Annotated in this window: 18 protein-coding genes and 2 pseudogenes; 12 read left to right on the forward strand and 8 right to left on the reverse strand. The window is 58.5% G+C overall.

From position 1 onward, the window contains the following. Nucleotides 1-124: 124 nt before the first annotated feature. Entirely contained in the window at nt 125-1,045 is a 921-nt protein-coding gene (locus BLV61_RS11965; RefSeq protein ID WP_090465168.1) for a DUF808 domain-containing protein, read from the reverse strand. 351 nt (nt 1,046-1,396) lie between these two features. On the opposite strand from BLV61_RS11965, the gene BLV61_RS11970 reads away from it, so the two are divergent. Both BLV61_RS11970 and BLV61_RS11975 read left to right on the forward strand, forming a co-directional pair. Next, the gene (locus BLV61_RS11970) at nt 1,397-3,316 is read left to right on the forward strand and encodes an ATP-dependent nuclease (protein ID WP_090465171.1); all 1,920 of its coding nucleotides are present in this window, start codon (nt 1,397-1,399) and stop codon (nt 3,314-3,316) included. After that, on the forward strand, nt 3,313-4,989 hold the full coding sequence (locus BLV61_RS11975; protein WP_090465175.1) for a UvrD-helicase domain-containing protein: 1,677 nt from the start codon (nt 3,313-3,315) through the stop codon (nt 4,987-4,989). The genes BLV61_RS11970 and BLV61_RS11975 overlap by 4 nt, the downstream gene beginning before the upstream one ends. Nucleotides 4,990-5,296: 307 nt before the next feature. Here the strand turns inward: BLV61_RS11975 and BLV61_RS11980 are convergent. After that, a pseudogene (locus BLV61_RS11980) lies at nt 5,297-5,620 on the reverse strand (calcium:proton antiporter); the annotation flags it as partial. Nucleotides 5,621-5,907: 287 nt separating this feature from the next. Here BLV61_RS11980 and BLV61_RS11985 point away from each other — a divergent pair. The 3 genes from BLV61_RS11985 to BLV61_RS11995 all read left to right on the forward strand — a co-directional run bounded on the left by BLV61_RS11985 (nt 5,908) and on the right by BLV61_RS11995 (nt 9,147). Further along, complete coding sequence (locus BLV61_RS11985; protein ID WP_090465180.1) at nt 5,908-6,990, forward strand: BMP family ABC transporter substrate-binding protein; 1,083 nt, start codon at nt 5,908-5,910, stop codon at nt 6,988-6,990. 156 nt (nt 6,991-7,146) lie between these two features. Beyond that, nucleotides 7,147-8,112, forward strand: a complete 966-nt coding sequence (locus BLV61_RS11990; RefSeq protein WP_090465186.1) for a 2-oxoglutarate and iron-dependent oxygenase domain-containing protein — start codon at nt 7,147-7,149, stop codon at nt 8,110-8,112. Between the two features lie 81 nt (nt 8,113-8,193). Continuing rightward, nucleotides 8,194-9,147 (forward strand): adenosine deaminase, encoded by a 954-nt coding sequence (locus BLV61_RS11995; RefSeq protein WP_090465193.1) that lies wholly within the window; start codon nt 8,194-8,196, stop codon nt 9,145-9,147. A gap of 54 nt (nt 9,148-9,201) precedes the next feature. Here BLV61_RS11995 and BLV61_RS12000 read toward each other — a convergent pair whose 3' ends face one another. The 3 genes from BLV61_RS12000 to BLV61_RS12010 form a co-directional block, all read right to left on the reverse strand. After that, a complete protein-coding gene (locus tag BLV61_RS12000; RefSeq protein ID WP_090465196.1) occupies nt 9,202-10,584 on the reverse strand; it encodes an MFS transporter in 1,383 nt (460 codons plus the stop codon). Between the two features lie 135 nt (nt 10,585-10,719). Then, nucleotides 10,720-11,454, reverse strand: coding sequence for an ArsR/SmtB family transcription factor (locus tag BLV61_RS12005; RefSeq protein ID WP_047537101.1), 735 nt, complete (start codon nt 11,452-11,454; stop codon nt 10,720-10,722). 315 nt (nt 11,455-11,769) lie between these two features. Then, nucleotides 11,770-12,699 (reverse strand): LysR family transcriptional regulator, encoded by a 930-nt coding sequence (locus BLV61_RS12010; protein WP_090465199.1) that lies wholly within the window; start codon nt 12,697-12,699, stop codon nt 11,770-11,772. A gap of 117 nt (nt 12,700-12,816) precedes the next feature. Between BLV61_RS12010 and BLV61_RS12015 the strand changes: the two genes are divergently transcribed. The 3 genes from BLV61_RS12015 to BLV61_RS31310 all read left to right on the forward strand — a co-directional run bounded on the left by BLV61_RS12015 (nt 12,817) and on the right by BLV61_RS31310 (nt 14,461). Further along, entirely contained in the window at nt 12,817-13,110 is a 294-nt protein-coding gene (locus BLV61_RS12015) for a putative quinol monooxygenase (RefSeq protein ID WP_047537098.1), read from the forward strand. Between the two features lie 31 nt (nt 13,111-13,141). Continuing rightward, on the forward strand, nt 13,142-14,155 hold the full coding sequence (locus BLV61_RS12020) for a zinc-binding alcohol dehydrogenase family protein (protein WP_090465202.1): 1,014 nt from the start codon (nt 13,142-13,144) through the stop codon (nt 14,153-14,155). A 135-nt stretch (nt 14,156-14,290) separates the two neighbouring features. Beyond that, entirely contained in the window at nt 14,291-14,461 is a 171-nt protein-coding gene (locus BLV61_RS31310; protein WP_167361795.1) for a hypothetical protein, read from the forward strand. Between the two features lie 8 nt (nt 14,462-14,469). On the opposite strand, the gene BLV61_RS12025 is transcribed toward BLV61_RS31310, so the two are convergent. Then, nucleotides 14,470-15,666, reverse strand: coding sequence for a multidrug effflux MFS transporter (locus tag BLV61_RS12025; protein WP_047537092.1), 1,197 nt, complete (start codon nt 15,664-15,666; stop codon nt 14,470-14,472). A 91-nt stretch (nt 15,667-15,757) separates the two neighbouring features. Further along, nucleotides 15,758-15,955: a cation transporter gene (locus tag BLV61_RS12030; protein ID WP_047537090.1), complete on the reverse strand. Its 198-nt coding sequence runs from the start codon at nt 15,953-15,955 to the stop codon at nt 15,758-15,760. A 160-nt stretch (nt 15,956-16,115) separates the two neighbouring features. Here BLV61_RS12030 and BLV61_RS12035 point away from each other — a divergent pair, with 160 nt between their 5' ends. From BLV61_RS12035 to cueR, 3 genes are all read left to right on the forward strand, one after another. Next, on the forward strand, nt 16,116-16,499 hold the full coding sequence (locus BLV61_RS12035; protein WP_047537087.1) for a hypothetical protein: 384 nt from the start codon (nt 16,116-16,118) through the stop codon (nt 16,497-16,499). Between the two features lie 129 nt (nt 16,500-16,628). Continuing rightward, the gene (locus tag BLV61_RS12040; protein ID WP_090465205.1) at nt 16,629-19,022 is read left to right on the forward strand and encodes a heavy metal translocating P-type ATPase; all 2,394 of its coding nucleotides are present in this window, start codon (nt 16,629-16,631) and stop codon (nt 19,020-19,022) included. After that, a complete protein-coding gene (cueR, locus tag BLV61_RS12045) occupies nt 19,019-19,432 on the forward strand; it encodes a Cu(I)-responsive transcriptional regulator (RefSeq protein ID WP_090465209.1) in 414 nt (137 codons plus the stop codon). The genes BLV61_RS12040 and cueR overlap by 4 nt, the downstream gene beginning before the upstream one ends. 198 nt (nt 19,433-19,630) lie before the next feature. Here the strand turns inward: cueR and BLV61_RS12050 are convergent, their stop codons facing one another. Continuing rightward, the gene (locus BLV61_RS12050) at nt 19,631-20,524 is read right to left on the reverse strand and encodes a PA4780 family RIO1-like protein kinase (RefSeq protein ID WP_047537080.1); all 894 of its coding nucleotides are present in this window, start codon (nt 20,522-20,524) and stop codon (nt 19,631-19,633) included. A gap of 599 nt (nt 20,525-21,123) precedes the next feature. On the opposite strand from BLV61_RS12050, the pseudogene BLV61_RS32060 reads away from it, so the two are divergent. Beyond that, nucleotides 21,124-22,056 (forward strand): annotated as a pseudogene (locus BLV61_RS32060) (cache domain-containing protein); the annotation flags it as partial. Between the last annotated feature and the right edge of the window lie 56 nt (nt 22,057-22,112).

A 22,112-nucleotide genomic window follows, 5' to 3' on the forward strand; every position in this document is an offset into this window, starting at 1 on the left:
ACTATCTCATGAAGGCCAGAGGATTTTTCTGTCAAGGGTTGCCTTCGCTTCTGCGGTGCACAAAGCCCTTCGAATGCCCGCTGAAAAGACGCGGGAGAGAGTACGCCAAGCCAACTCGCGTGGCCTACGTTGATCCTTTGCTAAAGAGAGTCGTAAAGCCTTTAACGACCAACGCCGCAACTAAGCCGACAAGTGCACCTACCAGGCAGTGAATGCCTAGCGTTGCGACTGTTTCCCACGCCCCAGCCCCAGCAAAGAGCGTTTCAGCAAAGTGCTGTACAGGCTCAATGCCTTCTGTGATAAACGCCCCGCCGACCAAGAACATCGCAACAGTGCCAATCCATGACAATGCTTTCATAAGCTTTGGTGCAGCGGACAGCAGCCATCCCCCGACAATCCTCACCACCGAGCCCCACGTACCAGTAGCTTTAGACTTCTGGAGAATAAGGCCGGCATCATCCAAGCGGACGATCCCCGCAACCAATCCGTAAACGCCCACTGTCATGACCACCGCGATCAGCGCTAACGTCAAAACCTGTTGGAGCATCGGGGCATCAGTAACGATATTTAGGGTGATTACGATGATCTCGGCGCTCAGAATGAAGTCCGTTCGTACAGCCCCTGCAATCTTCCGCTTTTCATAGGAGGCCAGCTCTTCAGGTGTCTTAGGCTTCGTTTTCTTTGGTTGCCCTGTGCCATCGTCTCGACTAGCCGTGAGCTTGTCCTTGATGGCCTCAAAGCCCTCATAACAAAGATATGCTCCCCCAATCATGAGCAGCCAGTGAACCCCGGCAGGCAGCAGTGCGTTCAACGCCAACGCACAAGGCACCAGGATTGCTTTGTTTCTCAGCGACCCCTTAAATACAGCCCATACCACCGGTAGCTCTCGGTCTGCTTTCATGCCGGTAACCTGCTCAGCATTCACAGCAAGGTCGTCGCTTAGGACACTAGCCGATTTCTTTGCAGCGACTTTGCTCATAAGCGAGATGTCGTCTAGCAGTGTGGCGATGTCATCCAATAGTGCGAACAAGCTACTGCCAGCCATCTAAGGCTCCTTCCGGGATGTTAATTTTTTTCCCTACCACCTTAGGCACAACGAGGCTGATGCCCCGCATACCTTCACTGCATGGGCTCAGAATTGCCCTGTCGTCATGGGATTACGGAAAGCACCTTTCTAGACAATTGACGCACCATGCCGTTCATCAATACCTAGCGAGCCGCACCTGAACATTCAAGAACGAACCAAATAATCGTTACTGAATGCTGGCCAACTACCATCTTCTGGATCAAACCGCCTATTCTAAATCACCTATATCCGAGCGGTTCGGCGGTCGGCGACGTGAACCGGGTCAGCAGACACGGGGCAAACAAAATCCTGGACGATGGGCGGTGAGCAATGAAGCTGCAGAGTATTCGGCTATGTAATTTTCAGTCCTTCGCCAATGGGCCTACGGTAATCACATTTGAGGATGTCACCTACCTTATCGGCCCCAATGGCTCTGGAAAGACCGCAGTCCTGCAAGCGCTTTGCAGGTTGTTTGCCTTTGATCCAAGCCTCCGTCGGATCAAACGATCTGACTTCCATGTACCTGCTGATGAGGATTTGGTGCCTGAGGAACGCAGTCTGTGGCTGGAAGCGGATTTCGAATTTCCAGAGCTTCTGGAGGATGAGGACAACACTACCGTCGCCCCGCACTTCGCTCATATGCGATTGGACACACCCGAAGGCATCCCGCGCGTTAGATATCGATTGAGCGCAACCATGGGGATCGATGGCGACATTGAAGAGAACCTAGTGTATGTCCTCGATGTTGATAAAGACGCCAACCCACTGTCCACCGCAGTAGTCACTCGGGCGCATCGTAATACCATTCAAATGCATTACCTTCCCGCCAGACGAGACCCTGCCGACCACATAACCTACGGCGCTAATGCCCTGCTCGGACGCTTGTTACGAGCCGTCAATTGGGAGGATGACCGCGAGCGGATCAAAGGACTCACTGACGAAATCAGCGAATGCTTGTCCGGAAATCAATCGGTAAGTGCATTCAGTGAAAGCCTGAACGCCATGTGGAAACGGCTTCACAAGGGCACCTTCTTCACCGACCCAAAGCTCACGTTCGTTACTTCCGAGATTGAGTCTCTTCTCAGACACATGTCAGTGTCGTTTTCACCAGGGCATGACGAAAATCTAGTCGACTTCTCTCGCCTCAGCGATGGTCAGAAGTCGATGCTATACCTGTCACTTGTTTTGTCCTCTCACGCCATCGGGCGCGCAGTCCTTACTGGTAAGGATGTTTCTTTCGATGCTGACAAACTGAAGCCACCGTCATTTACGCTGATCGCAGTGGAGGAACCTGAAAACAGCCTCTCACCTCATTACCTAGGGCGCATCGTTAATGCTCTCAATAGCTCAATTGGAGGGGCAGACTCCCAGGCAATCATCGCCACGCATGCTCCATCCATGCTCCGCCGCGTGGATCCTGAGAACATTCGCTATCTACGCCTCGCTGCGAACCGCTCCACCAAGGTTACCTGTATAGCCCTACCCGACAAGGAAGATGAAGCTCATAAGTTTGTTCGAGAGGCTGTACAGGCCTTTCCGGAAGTCTATTTCTCCCGGCTAGTGGTACTGGGTGAGGGAGACAGCGAAGAAATTGTTCTTCCGAGAATTCTTCAGGCGAAAGGTGCGCCTGTTGATGAGTCGGCGGTGACCATCGCGCCACTGGGCGGTCGTCACGTCAACCATTTTTGGAGATTGCTCTCCGCGCTGGAGACGCCCTATGTAACCCTACTTGATCTCGACGTTGCACGACATCAAGGTGGGTGGGGACGTGTAACCAACGTCAATAATCAACTTGCAAAATTTGCTCCAGAGAAAAAGCTTCCCGCTTGGAATATAGCCAAGTGGAATGATGATCTTCCGGTTCGAACCCACCATTGGTTTGAAGAAGGAAAAGTGAGCGTATTTGTCGAGCTAGAGAAGCGCGGAGTTTTCTTCTCAGAGCCTATGGATTTGGACTTCTCAATGTTGCTGGCCTACCCAGATGCATATGATGTATCGCTAAGCGATCCGGACGAATCAACTGTTAAGGCCGTCCTAGGCAAGAGTCATCATAAGTCTGACCAATACAATGCAGCGGAACAGCAACTTTTTGGCACCTACCACTCCAAGTTCAAACTAGGTAGCAAACCGGCAGCACACATCTCCGCCCTTGCGAAGCTGACTGACGAAGATCTGCTAAAAAGCCTTCCTCCATCGCTAGATCGTTTAGCAGACGCAATCATCGCGGCGCTGGAGGACATCCCAGAATGATCAGCGCGGATGCATGGAAAGTCGCCGATGGCTTGACCTTGGAAACAAACGCCCTTCTTGCAGTGAGGGAGCTTGGAAAGTCGCTCGCGCTTACCGCAGGCCCAGGCGCAGGCAAAACGGAGGTTCTGGCGCAGCGTGCAGACTTTTTGCTACGCACCGGAAACTGTCGCTACCCCAAGCGAATACTGGCGATCTCCTTCAAGGTCGATGCGAGCATAAACCTCAAGGAACGGATTCGTCGCAGATGCGGACTTGATCTGGCTGCACGCTTCGACAGCTACACCTTTCACGGCTTCGCCAAGCGCATCATTGATAGGTTTAGACCCGTGCTCACGGGCGGGGACTCTCTTGAGCCAAACTACTCCATAGGCGACGAATCAATCCAAGGCAAACAAATTAAGTTCGCGCAGCTCATACCTCTCGCAACGAAGATCTTGACCAATTCAGTAGTTGCAAGAAATGCAATTTGTCAGACCTACGCCGATGTGTTCCTTGATGAGTTCCAAGACTGCACTACTGAGCAGTACGCACTGCTGAAGCTTATCTTCATGAATAAGCCAATTCGATTGACCGCCGTCGGTGACACCAAACAGAAAATTATGGGCTGGGCCGGAGCACTGGATGGCATATTTATAGACTACGCAAAGGACTTCGACGCCCGACCACTCAATCTATATCGAAACTTCCGATCTAAGCCTCGGCTTTTGCGGATGCAGAACGAGATCATTCGAACCCTTGATCCTGCTGCGGTGATGGCAGATGACCTGATCATTGGAAACGAAGGCGAACTCCTCGCTCGAAACTACGATAACAGTCACAGCGAAGCAGCCGCGTTGGCCGACATCATCCAGAGGTGGATAGATGTAGAGGAAATACCCCTACCAGAAATAGCGATTCTTTTCCCCAGGCAGATAGACCTGTATGGCACCCCCCTCATGGAGCAACTGGCAGCTAGAGGAATTCCCTATCGCAACGAGCATGAGTCTCAAGATCTGGTTAATGAGCCCGCTGCTCGCCTAATCATTGACTACCTATCATGCCTGTATCGGGAGAGAGAACCGAAGGCGTGGATCAATTTGATGGAGCAACTGGTTTCATTTAATGACGAGGACGGTGAATCTGAGCTTCAGAGAAACTTCGAGCGCCTCTATCTTGCCCAGCGCAAGGAAGTGAAAAAATTGGCCCGATCTGACGCGCCTTATTCAGGATGGTGGGAGCTAACTATGAAGTTCCTGAAGAACATCGGCCTACCCGTGCTGACGACCCTTTCTTCTGACTACGAAGCAAAAGCCAGATTGAACGAGGTTATCAAGAACACGAGACAGCAAATTGAGAAACTACTCGAGCAAGAACCGGATTTGCTCAAAGCACTTGATCTGTTCTCCAACGATCAAGCAGTCCGATTTCTGACGATTCATAAAAGTAAGGGATTGGAATTCCACTCTGTAATTATGATCGGTGTAGAAACCCAGACATTTTGGGGCAAAGTACAAGAGGAGCGTTGCGGCTTCTTTGTAGGTGTTTCACGCGCCAAGGAACGATTGATGATTACGACATGTGACTTACGCCATCGACCGGCCTCAAACCCTCCAAGGTGGAATGAGCATCGCACTCCTCATGCTGAGTTCGTCACATACGTAACGCCATTTCTTTCCGCACAGCCAAATGCCTGACAGGTAGCCGCGTGTCGCAGATCTTGTATGAACTCGCGGCATGAATGCTCCCCGCACAGCAGGTTATCCTTAGACCTCAAGCAGAGTCACAAACACGGGCTGAGGAAAATCTCCGGGCTTCCGGGGTATGCAATAGATCGAGGTGTGTCAGGAAGGACTAGGCAAGAGCAATCCCAATCAAATACACATCCTTAAGCTTCCATATCAGTAGCAGGAGCAGGAGCAGGAGCAGGAGCAGGAGCAGGAGCAGGAGCAGGAGCAGGTCAAAGCCTAAGGGCTTTGACACCAAAGAGGTGTCTGTCTAGAAAATCACCGCCGAATAAATCGTGTCACGCACCAGGGTCTTCGAGGCTTCGTTGCTCATCATGATCGCCAGGATCACCACTTCCACCAACACCGCAGCCAGGGTCAGGATCATCGTGCCGTAGGGGTCGCCGACTTTCTCCGCCAACAATTCGGCCTGATGAGCGACGCGCATGGAGGCAGCGACGATGAACGCGATCAGCAGCAGTCCGCCGGTCAGTGCAACGGCCTGGCCGCTGTGCAGCAACCAGTGCTCCAGCGCGAAGGCAATGACTGCGGCAATCAGGGCCAGCAGCAGAAAGGTTTCTTGCTTGAGGACGGAGAGCATGTCGAGCCTTTTGCCGTGAGGAGCCGATGAGCTACTGACTGTGGAGCAGCGCTAATGGTTCGCGACACCTTAACGCACCAGTGCATTGCAGCCGTACAAGCCCATGCACTTTTTTTGGCCCTGCCGACCTCTTCGCGGGCAAGCCCGCTCCCACGGGGTTGACGGTGCTTTGGTGGAAGCGTGCTTGCTCGCGAAGGCCGTTATGCGATTCAGCGCCATTTGTTGTCTTGTTGGTCAGCAATTTGCATTGCCCCTGCCAACCACACAACAACATGGAGTTCCAATTCATGCACAAGCGTCCGTTGAAGAAGCTGCTTTGCGCCATTACGGCGGCCATCGGTCTGAGCGCCAGCCTGTCCGCCAGTGCCACCGACCCGCTGAAAGTCGGCTTCGTCTATATCGGTCCGATCGGTGACCACGGCTGGACGTATCAGCATGAACAGGGACGCAAGGCACTCGCGGAAAAATTCGGTCCGCAGATCACCACCAACTACGTGGAGAACGTCGCCGAAGGGGCCGACGCCGAACGGGTGATCCGCAACATGGCCAAGGACAAGTACGACCTGATCTTCACCACCTCCTTCGGCTACATGAACCCGACGCTGAAAGTCGCCAGACAATTTCCCAAAGTGACCTTCGAACACGCCACCGGCTACAAGCAGGACAAGAACCTCGGCACCTACCTGGCGCGCACCTACGAGGGTCGCTACGTCGGCGGCTTCCTCGCGGCGAAGATGACCAAGACCAAGAAGATCGGCTACGTCGCATCGTTCCCGATCCCGGAAGTGATTCGCGACATCAACGCCATTCAACTGGCCCTGAACAAGTACAACCCCGGTACCGAAATCAAGGTGGTGTGGGTCAATTCCTGGTTCGATCCGGGCAAGGAAGCCGATGCCGCCAACGCACTGATCGACCAGGGCGTGGACGTGGTGTTCCAGCACACCGACAGCCCGGCACCGATCCAGGCCGCCGAGCGGCGTGGCGTGTATGCCGTCGGCTACGCTTCGGACATGGCGCACTTCGGGCCCAAAGCGGTGCTGACGTCCATCGTCAATGACTGGGCCCCGCACTACATTCAGGCCACCCAGAGCGTGATCGACCATGCCTGGAAATCCCAGGATTACTGGGGCGGATTGAAAGAAGGCACGGTTGAACTGCCGATCAGCGACCTGGTGCCGGCGCCGGTGAAAGCCGAGGCCGAGCAGATCATTGCCGACATCAAGAGCGGTGCATTGCAGCCGTTCACCGGGCCGATCAAGGATCAGGCCGGGGCCGAGAAAATTCCGGCGGGCTTGAGCGCGACCAATGCGGAGCTGGCGTCGATGAATTACTACGTGGAAGGCATGAAGGCCGAGATGCCGAAGTAATCCAACGATCAACACAAACCCTGTGGGAGCGGGCTTGCCCGCGATAGCGGACATTCAGTCAACAGAGATGCAGGATGTGCTGACGTCATCGCGGGCAAGCCCGCTCCCACAGGCTCCCCAGCGTTTTCCCGTTTGCGTACTTCTCAGGACAATCGCATGACCAGCCTTCCCATCATCGACATCGCCCCGCTCTACAGCGACAACCAGAACGCCTGGTCTGAGGTGGCAGCACAAATCGACCACGCCTGCCGCGAATGGGGCTTTTTCTATATCAAGGGCCATCCGATCAGCGCCGCACGGATCGACGCCGTACTCGACAGCGCCAGGCATTTCTTCGCTCAACCTGCCACCGAAAAGCTCAAGATCGACATCACCCAGACCCGCCACCATCGCGGATATGGCGCCATCGCCACCGAGCAGCTTGACCCGGGCAAACCCAGCGACCTCAAAGAGACCTTCGACATGGGTTTGCACCTGCCCGCCGACCATCCCGAGGTGCTGGCGGAAAAACCCCTGCGTGGCCCGAATCGTCATCCTTCAGTGCCGGGCTGGGAAGCACTGATGGAGCAGCACTACCTCGACATGCAGGCCCTCGCGCAAACGCTGTTGCGGGCGATGACCCTGGCGCTGGGGATCGAACGCGACTTTTTCGATACGCGCTTCAACGAACCCGTCAGTGTTTTGCGGATGATCCATTACCCGCCGCGCCACACGGCCAGTTCCGCCGAACAACAAGGTGCCGGTGCCCACACCGATTACGGGTGCATCACCCTGCTCTATCAAGATGCCGCCGGCGGCCTGCAAGTCAGAAACGTAAAAGGCGAATGGATTGAGGCGCCCCCCATCGAAGGCACGTTCGTGGTCAATCTGGGCGACATGATGGCGCGCTGGAGCAATGACCGTTACCTGTCGACGCCACACCGGGTGATCAGCCCGCTGGGCGTGGATCGCTATTCGATGCCGTTCTTCGCCGAGCCACACCCCGACACGCGCATCGAATGCCTGCCCGGCTGTCAGGATGAGCTGCGCCCGGCTAAATACCCGACCACGACCTGTGCTGAATTCCTGCTCTCGCGCTTCGCCGATACCTACGCCTATCGACGGGAACAGCAAACGGTGTGATGAACCCCTCGGTCAGGTTTTACCAATTATTGCAGCGAGCACCTGTAGAATGGCGACCATTGCACCTGATGAGAACAGACTATGTACGACTGGCTGAACGCCCTGCCCAAGGCAGAACTGCACCTGCACCTTGAGGGTTCGCTGGAACCCGAGCTGCTGTTCGCCCTGGCTGAACGCAACAAGATCGCCCTGCCGTGGAGCGACGTCGATACCTTGCGCAAGGCCTACGCCTTCAACAACCTGCAAGAGTTCCTCGACCTGTATTACCAGGGCGCCGACGTGTTGCGCACCTCCCAGGATTTCTACGACCTGACCTGGGCCTACCTGTTGCGTTGCAAGGCGCAGAACGTGATTCACACCGAACCGTTCTTCGATCCGCAGACCCACACCGACCGTGGCATTCCATTCGAAGTGGTGCTCAACGGCATCGCCGCCGCGTTGAAGGACGGTGAACAGCAACTGGGGATCAGCAGCGGTTTGATCCTGAGTTTCCTGCGTCACCTGAGCGAAGAACAAGCACAGAAGACCCTCGACCAGGCACTGCCATTCCGTGACGCATTCGTCGCCGTCGGCCTGGACAGTTCCGAGATGGGCCACCCGCCGAGCAAGTTCCAGCGCGTGTTCGATCGTGCCCGCGGCGAAGGCTTCCTCACCGTCGCCCACGCGGGTGAAGAAGGCCCACCCGAGTACATCTGGGAAGCCCTCGACCTGCTGAAAATCCAGCGCATCGACCATGGCGTGCGCGCCATCGAAGACGAACGCCTGATGCAACGCATCATCGATGAGCAAATCCCGCTGACCGTGTGCCCGTTGTCGAACACCAAGCTCCGCGTGTTCGATCACATGTCGCAGCACAACATTCTCGACATGCTCGAGCGTGGCGTGAAAGTGACCGTGAATTCGGATGACCCGGCGTACTTCGGCGGTTACGTCACCGAAAACTTCCATGCGTTGTACACCGATCTGGGCATGACCCAGGACCAGGCCAAACGGTTGGCGCAGAACAGCCTGGATGCACGCCTGGTAAAACCGTAAGCGCTCCGCAAACCAATGTGGGAGCGCGCTTGTTCGCTCCCACAGGGTCAGCATTTAGCCGATGGACACCGGCTCGGCCAATTCCTCCAGGGTCTTGCCCCGCGTCTCCATCCCGAAGACCCAGACCACCAGTGCCGCCAACGCAAAACACAACGCCCCCAGGGCAAACACCCCGCCCTGCCCCGTTATCGGGAACACCAGCCCGGTCACCAGAGGCCCAAGCAGCGAACCCACGCGACCAATCGCCGAGGCAAAACCCGAGCCGGTGGCCCGCGCCGATGTCGGGTACAGCTCCGGCGTGTAGGTATAGAGCACCGCCCACATGCCGAACAGGAAAAACTGCATCAACAACCCCGAGGCGATCAGCAGGCTGACGTTGCCGCCAAACACCGCACTCTGCCCATAAAGAAACGCCATCACTCCGCCGCCGAGCAGCGTCACGACGCACACCGGCTTACGTCCCCAGCGCTCCACCAGCCAGGCCGCCATCAGGAAACCGGGAATCCCGCCGAGGGAAATCAACACCGTGTAGTACACCGACTGAGTCACGGCAAAACCCGATTGTTGCAGCAAGGCACTGAGCCAGGAGGTCAGGCCATAGAAGCCGAGCAAGGCGAAGAACCAGACGCTCCAGATCATCATCGTGCGCTGGCGATACAGCGGCGACCAGATCTGCCTCAGTGCCGAAAAAAAGTTGCCCGGTTGACTGGCCACCTGCGGCAGGCGAATCGGCTCGGGCAAGTGTGAATGGCCCAATGACGTCCTGACCCGCTCCTCGATGCGCCGCAATACCGTATCCGCCGCCTCATGGTGGCCGGCCTGTTCCAGCCAGCGCGGTGACTCGGGAATGAAAAAGCGGATCGCCAGGACGAACACCGCCGGCACCGCCAACACCAGAAAAATATCCCGCCAACCAATCACCGGCAGCAGGAAGTAGGAAAGCACCCCGGCCGCGACGAAGCCAAGCGGCCAAAAACCGTCCATCAAGGCGATGTAGCGTCCGCGCCGTTTGGCCGGAATCAGTTCGGACAGCATCGACTGAGCAATGGGAAACTCCATGCCCATGCCGATCCCCAAGAGGACTCGGAACAACGTTAGCGTCTCTATCGTTTGCGCCGTGGAACACAGGTAGCTGGCGAGCCCCCACAACACGATGCTCCACTGGAACACCGGCTTACGCCCGAAGCGGTCGGCCAGCATTCCGGACAGAGACGCGCCCACCACCATTCCGAAAAAGCTCGAACTGGCCAGCAGCCCGGCCTGCGCGGTGCTCAGGCCGAACTCGGCTTTGATGGAACCGAGCAGGAACGTCATCATCGCCAGGTCCATGGAGTCGAAGAAAAACGCCAGGGCGATAATGATGAAAATGACGCGGTGATAACCGCTGATGGGCAGTCGTTCCAGACGTTCTGCCGCGCTATAGCTTCGTGTGTCCATACCGCATCCCCCAATCCAGGAAGTCCCCGGTTCGAGTGTGCGTGATAGCCATGGAGGGTTATTGCTGGATGCGACCTGTCCGGGCTTCTGAACGACGTCTGGCGCCCCAACCCCAGACGTCAGCCTGAAAAAGCCCTAGAGCGCCAGTTCCAGCTCGGTTTCCTTGGCAAAACGGTGAATTTCACGCTGCCCGGCGACGGTAATCTGCAAGGCCCGCGAATCGTTGGCCAGGCTCAACCAACCTGATTGCATGAACAGCTGCAACAACGCAGCCCCCAATGAACCGCCCAGGTGCGCGCGTCTTTCGCTCCAGTCCGGGCATGCGCACGCGACCCGGCCGTTGCGATGGGCCAGTGCCTGGATGTAGACACCACGAGCCGCCAGCTCCGTGGAACCCTTGAACGTGATCGTGACACGCTGATCAAACTGTTCGATCCAGCCTGAATCCAGTAACCGCTGATACAGGTCAGCGGCCAGTGTGCCGCCCAAATGATCATCGCAAAGCCGGGCACGCAACAATGGCGAACGGGTCGGCAGCGATTTGGCCAGGGGCGCGGTGCGTTTGAAAATGTCAGGGATATTCTGTGGGGTGCTGGCAATCGTCGCACTGGCCAGGGCTTCGATCGCCGCGCCGACTTCAGGGGCGGCCAGGCGGAAGAAACGCTTGCGCCCGCGGGGCTCGACCTTCAACAGACCTCCGGCGGACAAACGCCCCAGATGCGCACTGGCCGAAGACGGTGACAGACCCGCCAACAACGCCAACTCTTCAGTCTGTCGTGCCGAGCCGTCCATCAAGGCCCACATCATTGCGCTGCGCTTTGGGTCAGCCAGCAAGGTGGCTATCTGGCTGATGCAAGGTGCATGTTCCATGTATTCACTCCCTGTTGAATCGTTTCGTCTACTGCTCACGGGACATCTTGAGCAGTAATGTGTCGTCGGCCAAGACGCGATAACCGCCATTCACCGGACAAAACCATCGCTCACTCAAGCCCTCACCGGACAAGGGTTGCAGAGGGCAAACGACGGGATATGGGGCAAGGTCGGCTCCAGCGAGGCCTCGCCATTCGGATCGACGGTGCGGACATGAGGCGAGCGCTAGTATAGGCGGGTTAGCGCCTGGTTCCTGCCCTCCGCGAAGCGTTGGTGGTGATAGTTCCTGAGGGAAATTTCGCTTTTTTCCTGCGATTAATGATCAATGCCCGCCAACCCCGGAAAATGACTGCTCAACCGCGCACATCGGCTGGCCAACATTTCTCGCAAAAGGTTCACTGGCTTACTCAGTTGGGCGCGATGGGCGCACAGCAGATTCAGCGGTGCGCGCTCGCAGAGCAGCTCGGGCATCAGCACCTTCAAACGGCCGGCGATTACATCGGCCGCCACGTCAAGCCAGGACTTGTAGGCGATGCCTGCCCCCGCCACCGCCCACAAACGCACCACATCGGCATCGTCACTGAAACGATCGCCACTGACCGTCAGGCTGATCTCGCGCTTGCCATCGTGGAAACTCCAGTGGTCGTGGACGCGACTGCCGAGCATGAACAGCAGGCAATTGTGTTGGGCCAGTTGCTCCAGTTGCCGCGGCTCACCATGCCGGGCCAGATAATCCGGTGAAGCGCAGAGGACTCGCCGGTTCTGCGGGGCGATGGGCAACGCCACCAGGCTGGAGTCTTCCGGCTCGCCATAACGCAGGGCAATGTCCACCGGCTGCCGAAACAGATCGGCGATACGGTCGCCCAGCAACAGGCGCACCGTGAGTTTCGGGTGCTCGCGCTGAAACTCGTCGAGCCAGGGCAACAACAGGTTGCGCCCGAAGTCCGACGGTGCCGACAACTGCAACACGCCGCTGACCTGGTCCTGTCCGCTGGCCAACAAACGCCGACCCTCGTCGAGATTGCTCAGGGCCGCCCGGGCGTATTCGAGAAAACCTTCGCCCTCGGCGGTCAGGCGCAGGCTGCGCGTGGAGCGCGCCAACAGGCGGGCGCCGAGCTGCTGTTCGATGCGTTTCAAGGCGGCACTGGCCACCGCCGCCGACATGTCCATACCCCGCGCGGCCGCCGACAGACTGCCCAGGTCCGCCGCCCGGACAAACAACTGCAAGTCATCGAAACGCAGCATGTGAAGCCTCGATTATCAAAAAAATATTGAAAGAGACTGCTCTTTTAGCGGGTTTTATCTTCAGTAGAAATAGCCAATCATCTCTCCATCGAAATCACCCCGCTCCCGGAGTCGAAGATGTCCCAGCCTTTTACCGCTATCGCCACCCTCATCGCCAAACCCGGCCAGCAGGACGCCCTCGAACAGCACTTGCGGGCGCTGGTGGAGCCGACCCGTGCCGAGGCGGGTTGCGGGCAATACGATCTGCATCAGGACCTGGCCAATCCACTGGCCTTCTACATGATTGAGCGCTGGAGCAGCGATGAAGCCCTGCAAGCCCATGACGCCAGTGCTCATATCCAGCACTTCCGCGCCAGGGCCGGGGATTTTCTCGAACACTTCGAACTCAAGCGCCTGCAAGCCCTCGCCTGAATCTTTCTTCTATTAGTTAACGGAGCCCTCCATGAAAGCCATCGCCTATTACGCCTCCCTGCCAATCAGCGACGAAAAATCCCTGCAAGACATCGAACTGCCGGAGCCTGTCGCCGGGCCCCGCGACCTGTTGGTAGAAGTCAAAGCCATATCGGTCAACCCGGTGGACACCAAGGTCCGCCAGAACGTCCAGCCTGAGGGCGGCGCGGCCAAGGTGCTGGGCTGGGACGTGGCCGGTGTGGTCAAAGCCGTTGGCAGCGAAGTGACCCTGTTCAAGACCGGCGACAAAGTGTTCTACGCAGGCTCCATCGCCCGCGCCGGTGGTAACAGCGAACTGCACGTGGTGGATGAACGGATCGTCGGCCACATGCCCAAAACCCTGGGATTCGCCGAAGCGGCCGCCCTGCCGCTGACCGCCATCACGGCGTGGGAACTGCTCTTCGAACGCCTGCAAGTACGCGAAGGCAAAGTCGATGAAGGCCAGAGCCTGCTGATCGTCGGCGCAGCCGGCGGTGTCGGCTCGATCCTCACGCAACTGGCGAAACAACTCACTGGCCTGAACGTCATCGGCACCGCTTCGCGTCCGCAAACCCAAAGCTGGGTGAAAGACTTGGGCGCCGACCTGGTGGTCGATCACAGCCAACCGCTGAGCGAAGCACTCAAACACGCCGGTATCGAACACGTGACCCACGTTGCCAGCCTGACCCAGACCGATCATCACCTGGATCAACTGGTCGAGGCATTGGCACCGCAAGGCAAGCTGGCACTGATCGATGACCCGAAAACCCTCGACGTGACCAAGCTCAAGCGCAAGAGCCTGTCGCTGCACTGGGAGTTCATGTACACCCGCTCACTGTTCGAAACCGCCGACATGATCGAGCAGCACAAACTGCTCAATCGCGTGGCCCAGTTGATTGATGCCGGGACGCTGAAAACCACGGTTGGCGAGCACTTCGGCACAATCAACGCGACGAATTTGCGCCGAGCCCATGCGCTGCTCGAGAGCGGAAAGTCCAAGGGCAAGATTGTGCTGGAAGGCTTCTAGGCCGATGGCTTCGGTGTCGCCCCGAGCACGGGCGACACCGTCAGTCAGAAGCTTGATCCTTGTCACAATTGCGATCGTATTCAGGACTACAATCGACACCTCTGTGAGACACATTTTTATCTGAGGAGGTCAGTAATGAAGATCCTGATAAAAGAATTGGCAAAGTCCCAGTGGCAAGTTCGTCTGGACCAACATGCGGTGACTTTTCGCAGCGAAGCCGAAGCACGCGCCTTCACCAACACGCTTGAAGCGCGCTTGCAGGCCCCCCATCAAATTCCCGACCGTCAGCAGCGAGCTGCCGGCTGAGTCCGCCCTCAGACCTGGGCTTGCACCAACGCCCGGGCATTCTGCAAGCGTCGGGTAAGCATCGCCGCGCTCACCACCAGAATGCCGCACAGGCTGATGACCAAGGCCATCGGCATCGCGCTGCCGTCGTGTAAAACGCCCACCAGCGCGGAAGCTCCGGCGGCCACACTGAATTGCAGGCAACCGAGCATCGCCGAGGCGCTGCCGGCGCGGGCGCCCTGGCCGTTCATCGCGCAGGCCGATGCGTTGGGCAGGATGCAACCCAGGCTGGCGATGCAGACAAACAGCGGAATCAACAACGGCCAAAGCTGTGCGGTATGCAGCGCACTGACGGCGAGCAACGCCAGGCCGGCGCCAAGGTAGATCCACACCGTGCGCGCCAGCAGGAACGCCGGGCCACGCCGGGCCAACAGCCGTGCATTGACCTGGGCCACCAGAATGAAACCCGCCGCATTGGCCCCGAAAAACCAGCCAAAATGTTCGGCCGGAACACCATAAAGTTTGATGAAGACGAATGGCGAACCGGCGATGTAGGAAAACATCCCGGCGATGGCGATACCACCGGTCAGCGCGTGGCCGAGATACACCGGATCCTTCAACAGCCGTCCATACTGGCGCAACGCCCCCGACAAGGGTTGGCGCGGCAAATGGGCGGGCATGCTTTCCGGCAATCCAAGGGCCACGGCCAGACCGGCCAACGCGCTGAAACCGGTCAACACCAGGAAGATCGACTGCCACCCCGCGGTGTTGACCAGCACGCCGCCGAGCATCGGCGCAAGAATCGGCGCCAGCCCCATGACCAGCATCAACTGCGAAAAAACTTTCGCCGACCCCACCGCATCGCATTTGTCGCTGACCACCGCCCGTGAGATCACCATCCCCGCACACCCGCCCAGCGCCTGGACGAAACGCGCGCCGATGAGCCAATCGAGGTCCGGCGCATAGGCGCAGGCCAGCGAGGCAGCGGTGAACAGCCCGACGCCGATCAACAGGGGAATGCGTCGCCCAAAGCGATCCGCCACCGGGCCATAGGCCAATTGACCGATGGACAGGCCAAAGAAGTATGCCGCCAGCGTCAGCTGCACATGTTGCTCATCGGTAGCAAAGGCAAGCGCCATGGCCGGAAAGGCCGGCAAGTAAAAATCGATCGCCAGCGGACCGAACGCGCTCAAGGCGCCGAGAATGAGGATTGTGCGCAGGTTCATCAGGCATCCAGTTGGGCAGAGTCAGCAGCCCGACAGTCTAGCCGTGCATGGATGCCTTGAACATTCAGATAGCTCGCTAACTATTAAAAAATCAGGCTAACTTGACGTCATAACCTTCTTCGCTGATCGCCGCGATCACCTGCTCGGCGCTCAGCGAACTTTCGACGCCCACTTCTTTCGCCGCCAGATCGACCCGCACACTGGCGGCCGCATCCCTGGCCTGTACCGCAGCCGTGATGGCTTTGACGCAATGGCCGCAGGACATGCCTTCAACATTGAATACTTGCATGGGACAACTCCTTGAATGAGGTTCTTTAAAGAGGCGACGCGCAGTGTCGAGCTTGCCATCATGGCAAGGTCAAGTTCTGAAATAATCTGCCGGGCTGGCAATCGGCGTCGCGCTCGGCCAAGCTGCGTCCATCTATGACTCGATCTCAGGAGATTCAGCCATGCGCTGGTCAGCTTTCAGCCTGTTTGGCTTTCTCAGCCTTTTCGCCGCCATGCCCTCGGCCAATGCTGCCGGGGAGGATTATGGTGTGCTGATCATTTCCCGCGAACGGCTGGAAGTGTCGACCAACTGCGAGATTGGCGTTTACATCCAGGATCAGTTGTCGGCGCGGTTGTTCCAGGAGCAAAGCACTTCGTTCAATCTGCCGCCGGGCAATGTCTCGCTGCGCCTGAAACTGCTGCCCGGCCAGGCACCTGGCTGCAATCCGGGCATGTTGGCGCCGGGCTCGCAAAACATCACGCTTCGGGCCGGGGACGTGCTGAAGTTCCGGATTGCGATGACGCAGGAAGGGATGTACCTCAAACAAGCGGCGCTCGAGTACTGACATAGCGCCCTTGGGGGAGCGAGCAGGCTCGCTCCTACAGTTGGATTGCAGTGAATTTCTTAATGGCGCTTGACCTTACCCGCATGGCAAGGTTGATCCTGTGGCCATCCACTACAGGGAGCGTGCCCCATGTCCGAATCCATTACCTACGATCTGCCCATTGCCGGCATGACCTGCGCCAGTTGCGCCGGCCGTGTCGAACGCGCCTTGAGCAAAGTCGTTGGCGCCACGGCTGTCAGCGTCAACCTGGCCACTGAGCAGGCCCGTGTTCAAGCACCCGCCGACAGCCTGCCGGCCTTGATGGAAGCCGTGCAAAACGCCGGCTACAGCGTGCCGCAGCACAGCCTGGAGTTGAGCATTGACGGCATGACGTGCGCCTCTTGCGTCGGTCGCGTCGAACGGGCGTTGAACAAAGTACCCGGTGTGAAGAGCGTCAGCGTCAACCTGGCCAACGAGCGCGCCCACCTCGAATTGCTCGGCCAGATCGATCCGCAAACCCTGCTCGCCGCCGTGACCAAGGCCGGATACAGCGCCAGCGTCTGGGAGGCCGAACAGCCACAAACCGACCGCCAGCACACTCGCCTGCACCGCGAGCGCTGGGCCTTGCTCGCCGCCATCACCCTCGCCTTGCCGTTGGTGCTGCCGATGCTGCTGCAACCGTTCGGCGTGCACTGGATGCTCCCGGCCTGGGTGCAATTTGCGTTGGCCACGCCAGTGCAGTTCATCTTTGGCGCGCGCTTTTATGTCGCGGCCTGGAAAGCCGTACGTGCCGGGGCCGGTAACATGGATTTGCTGGTCGCCCTGGGCACCAGCGCCGGTTATGGCTTGAGTCTGTATGAATGGGCCACTGCCGCCGGACGCATGCCACACCTGTATTTCGAAGCCTCGGCGGTGGTGATCGCCTTGGTGCTCTTGGGCAAATACCTGGAAAGTCGTGCCAAACGCCAGACCGCCAGCGCCATTCGCGCCCTCGAAGCACTGCGCCCCGAGCGAGCCATTCAAATCGTCGACGGTCGTGAGCAAGAAGTCGCCATCAGCGCCTTGCGCCTCAATGACCTGGTGCTGGTCAAACCCGGCGAACGTTTCCCGGTGGACGGTGCCGTGGTCGAAGGCCAGAGCCATGCCGACGAAGCGCTGATCAGCGGCGAAAGCCTGCCGGTGCCGAAACAGCCTGGCGACAAGGTCACCGGCGGCGCAATCAATGGTGAAGGCCGGTTGCTGGTTCGCACTCAGGCGCTCGGTGCGGAAACCGTATTGGCGCGCATCATCCGTCTGGTGGAAGACGCTCAAGCGGCGAAAGCACCGATCCAGAAACTGGTGGATAAAGTCAGCCAGGTATTCGTGCCGGTGGTCTTGCTAATGGCCCTGGCGACGCTGATCGGTTGGTGGCTGTACGGCGCACCGATGGAAACCGCGTTGATCAACGCCGTGGCGGTGTTGGTGATCGCTTGTCCATGCGCCCTCGGACTGGCGACACCGACGGCAATCATGGCCGGCACCGGGGTCGCGGCGCGCTACGGGATTCTGATCAAGGACGCTGAAGCGCTGGAACGCGCCCATGAAGTCAGCGCGGTGGTGTTCGACAAGACCGGCACCCTGACCTCGGGCGCTCCGCGTATCGCCCATTTGAGCGCCATCGACGGTGACGAAGCCGCGCTGCTGCAAATGGCCGGCGCCCTGCAACGGGGCAGCGAACATCCACTGGCCAAGGCGGTGCTGGATGCCTGCAGCGAACGTGGCCTGACCGTGGCCGATGTCAGCGACAGTCAGTCCCTGACCGGACGCGGCATTGCCGGGAGCCTCGAAGGCCGGCGGCTGGCCCTGGGCAATCGGCGATTGCTGGACGAGAGCGGCTTGAGCACGGGTCCCTTGGCCGATTCGGCAAGCGCCTGGGAAACCGAAGGCCGGACCTTGTCCTGGCTCATCGAGCAAACCCCGGAGCCACGGGTGCTGGGCCTGTTCGCCTTTGGTGACACACTCAAGCCCGGCGCACTGCAAGCGGTGCAACAACTGAGCGCACGGCACATCAGCAGTCACTTGCTGACCGGCGACAACCGTGGCAGCGCCAAAGTGGTGGCTGAAGCGCTGGGCATCAGCGACGTGCATGCCGAGGTGCTGCCTGCCGACAAAGCCGCCACGGTCACCGCGCTGAAGGAAACCGGCGTGGTGGCGATGGTCGGTGACGGCATCAATGATGCGCCGGCCCTCGCTGCGGCAGACATCGGCATCGCCATGGGTGGCGGCACAGACGTAGCCATGCACGCCGCCGGCATCACCCTGATGCGCGGCGATCCACGATTGGTGCCCGCCGCGCTGGATATCAGCCGCAAGACTTACGCGAAGATCCGGCAAAACCTGTTCTGGGCGTTCGTCTACAACTTGATTGGCATTCCATTGGCGGCTTTCGGCTTCCTCAACCCGGTACTGGCCGGCGCGGCCATGGCGTTGTCGAGTGTCAGCGTCGTGAGTAACGCGCTGCTGTTGAAAACCTGGAAACCCAAGGACCTGGAGGACAACCGATGAACATCGGCCAAGCGGCGCGCCACAGTGGCCTGAGCGCCAAGATGATCCGGTATTACGAGTCTATCGGCCTGCTCAAGGCCGCCCATCGCACCGACAGCGGTTATCGGATCTACAGTGACGACGATTTGCATACCCTGGCGTTTATCAAGCGCTCCCGGGATTTGGGCTTTTCCCTGGAAGAAGTCGGCAAATTGCTGGCCCTCTGGCAGGACCGCCAGCGCGCCAGCGCCGATGTCAAAGCCCTGGCCCGTCAGCATATCGAGGAGCTGAATCAGAAGATCCGAGAACTGGGCCAGTTGCGCGATACCCTCCAGGACCTGGTTGAGCACTGCCAAGGGGATCACCGGCCGGACTGTCCGATTCTCAAGAACCTGGAATCGGGGTGCTGTGCTGAACCTGTTTCTGCCTGACACCTTGATGCTGAATGTACTGACGCCTTCGCGGGCAAGCCCGCTCCCACATTAGTCATTAAGGGTGCTCGCATTCCCGTACACCCAAAAAATCTGTGGGAGCGGGCTTGCCCGCGAAGGCGGACGATCAGGCGACATCCATGTTGAATCTGTAACCCTACAAAAAACCCGGCCGAAGCCGGGTTTTTCTTTAGCCGATTACTGCATCCACGGCGGAGGCGGTTCTTCGGCCTTGCCCGGTGGCGCGTCATCAGCGGCACGCGCCGCTTGCTTGCGCTCTTCATCGAGCCGTGCGGCCTCGATCTCGCGCATGATGCCGCCCACGTCAGCTATCTCTTCCGGTTCATCGAACTCGCCGGTCAAGACGCTGGCCGGGTGCAAGGTGCCGGCCTCGTACAAGGCCCACATTTCCTTGGCGTACCGGGTCTTTTTCAACTCCGGCGCGAACCGCCCGAAGTAGGACGCCATGTTGCCCACGTCCCGCTCCAGCATGCTGAACGCGTGGTTGTTGCCGGCTGCGTCCACCGCTTGGGGCAGGTCGATGATCACCGGACCGGTCGGGGTCAGCAATACGTTGAACTCCGACAGGTCACCGTGCACCAGACCGGTACACAGCATCAGCACGATCTGCGAAATCAGAAACGCGTGATACTCGCGTGCCTGGTCCGGTTCCAGCACCACATCGTTCAGACGCGGCGCGGCATCACCGTACTCGTCGGCCACCAACTCCATCAACAGCACGCCTTCGAGGAAGTCGTACGGCTTGGGCACTCGCACACCGGCGTTGGCCAGACGGAACAGCGCCGCCACTTCGGCGTTCTGCCAGGCGTCCTCGGTTTCCTTGCGGCCGAACTTGGAGCCCTTGGCCATGGCCCGGGCCTGACGGCTATTGCGCACCTTGCGGCCTTCCTGGTACTCGGCCGCCTGACGAAAACTACGTTTATTCGCCTCCTTGTAGACCTTCGCGCAACGTAACTGGTTACCGCAGCGCACCACATAAACAGCTGCTTCTTTACCACTCATGAGTGGGCGCAGCACTTCGTCGACCAGACCGTCTTCGATCAGGGGTTCAATGCGTTTTGGAGTCTTCATCAGCTTTTATTGTGGGTCCTTTATTGCCAAACACGCGAAAGTCATTCGTTATACGGCAATCCTCTCCTTGACGGGAGGGGTTGCCGACCTATGAACGCTGCCGTTGCACACAATGTGCCGAAAAACCTGACAAATTCCGCCGATGCTCATCGACCGCCAAGAATCATAGCCGAGCCCGCAGCACTTGTTGGAGAAGGGATACAAGGGTATTGACGACAAAATCCGACATACCGACCGACCTTTTTCGTAGGATTTTTTTCCAACAGCCCTCAATTTCCCACGAGAGCAGCCGAAGTCATTAGTAACAAAGCGAATTGTCCGACGCTCGTTTCAATAGAAGACGACGACTCTCCCAGGAACGGGATCAACAACTCAGTTTATGTCTGCCAATAATTCCGCGAGTCCTCTGCACTACGTGGGTTACAACAAAATATGGAGCGCGGATGAATATCAAACAGAAGTTGACGTGGGCGTTTGCAATCATCGCCTGCTTGCCCGTGGTCCTGGTCGCCACCCTTGTGGTGCTGAACCTGCGCACCGATGCCAAGGACAATTTCATCGACGGCAGCGGCCGCGAGATTCGTCAGGTCAGCAACGCCATGCAGCTGTTTTTCGACGGCATCAGCCAGAACGTCGAGTACCTGGCCAACCAGCCCTTGGTCAAGACAGCCGACGCCAGCGTGAAAAGCCGCGTCAGCGCTGACGCCGCGAACATTCCAGACACCGAGATCGACACCAAGCTGTTTGATTTGTTTGCGGCCCTGGCCGCCAGCCATCCGGCTTACTCCTACGTGTCCTACGGCCTGGCCAGTGGTGGTTATGCGTTCTGGCCTGGCGACGCCAAAATGGCCAACTACGATCCACGCGTTCGTCCCTGGTACAAAACGGCGATGGCCAACCCGGGCAAGACTGTGCGCACCGAAGCCTATTACTGGGCTGGCGATGACGCCGTGCTGGTGAGTACCGTGCGCGCCGTGGCCAACCAACTGGGTGCCCAGGGTGGCGTGGTCAACATCGACGTGTCGCTCAAGCAGCTCACCGAAATCGTCAAACAGATCAAACTGGGTGAGTCCGGCTACCTGATGCTGATGGAAAACAACGGCACCGTACTGGTGGACCCGAAACAACCGGAACATAACTTCAAAGCCCTGAGCAGCCTCGGCGACGGTTACGCGCAATTGGCCAAGGCCGGTAAAGGTCTGGTCGAAGTCGAGCTCAACGGCGAGCGCTACATGGCCAACGTCTGGCCGTCGGAGCAATTGGGCTGGACCTTCATCGGCCTGATCAAGCAAAGCGAAGTCATGAGTGCGGCAACCCAACTGACCTGGTTGATCGCCATCATCGCCGCTGTGCTGGCGGTACTCTTCGCCGTCGTCGGCGCCAGTTTCGCCAGCCTTATCGTGCGCCCGATCCGCAGCGTGGCCAGCGGACTGGAAGGCATCGCCCAGGGTGAGGGCGACCTGACCCAGAACCTGCAAATCCGTGGTCGCGATGAAACCGCGCAACTGGCCAACTGGTTCAACCAGTTCCTGGCCGCGATCCGCAACCTGATTCAGAGCATTGGCGGCGCCGCGAGCAAAATCCTCGA

The sequence above is a fragment of the Pseudomonas mohnii genome (genome assembly GCF_900105115.1).
Taxonomy (GTDB): Bacteria; Pseudomonadota; Gammaproteobacteria; order Pseudomonadales; family Pseudomonadaceae; genus Aquipseudomonas; species Aquipseudomonas mohnii.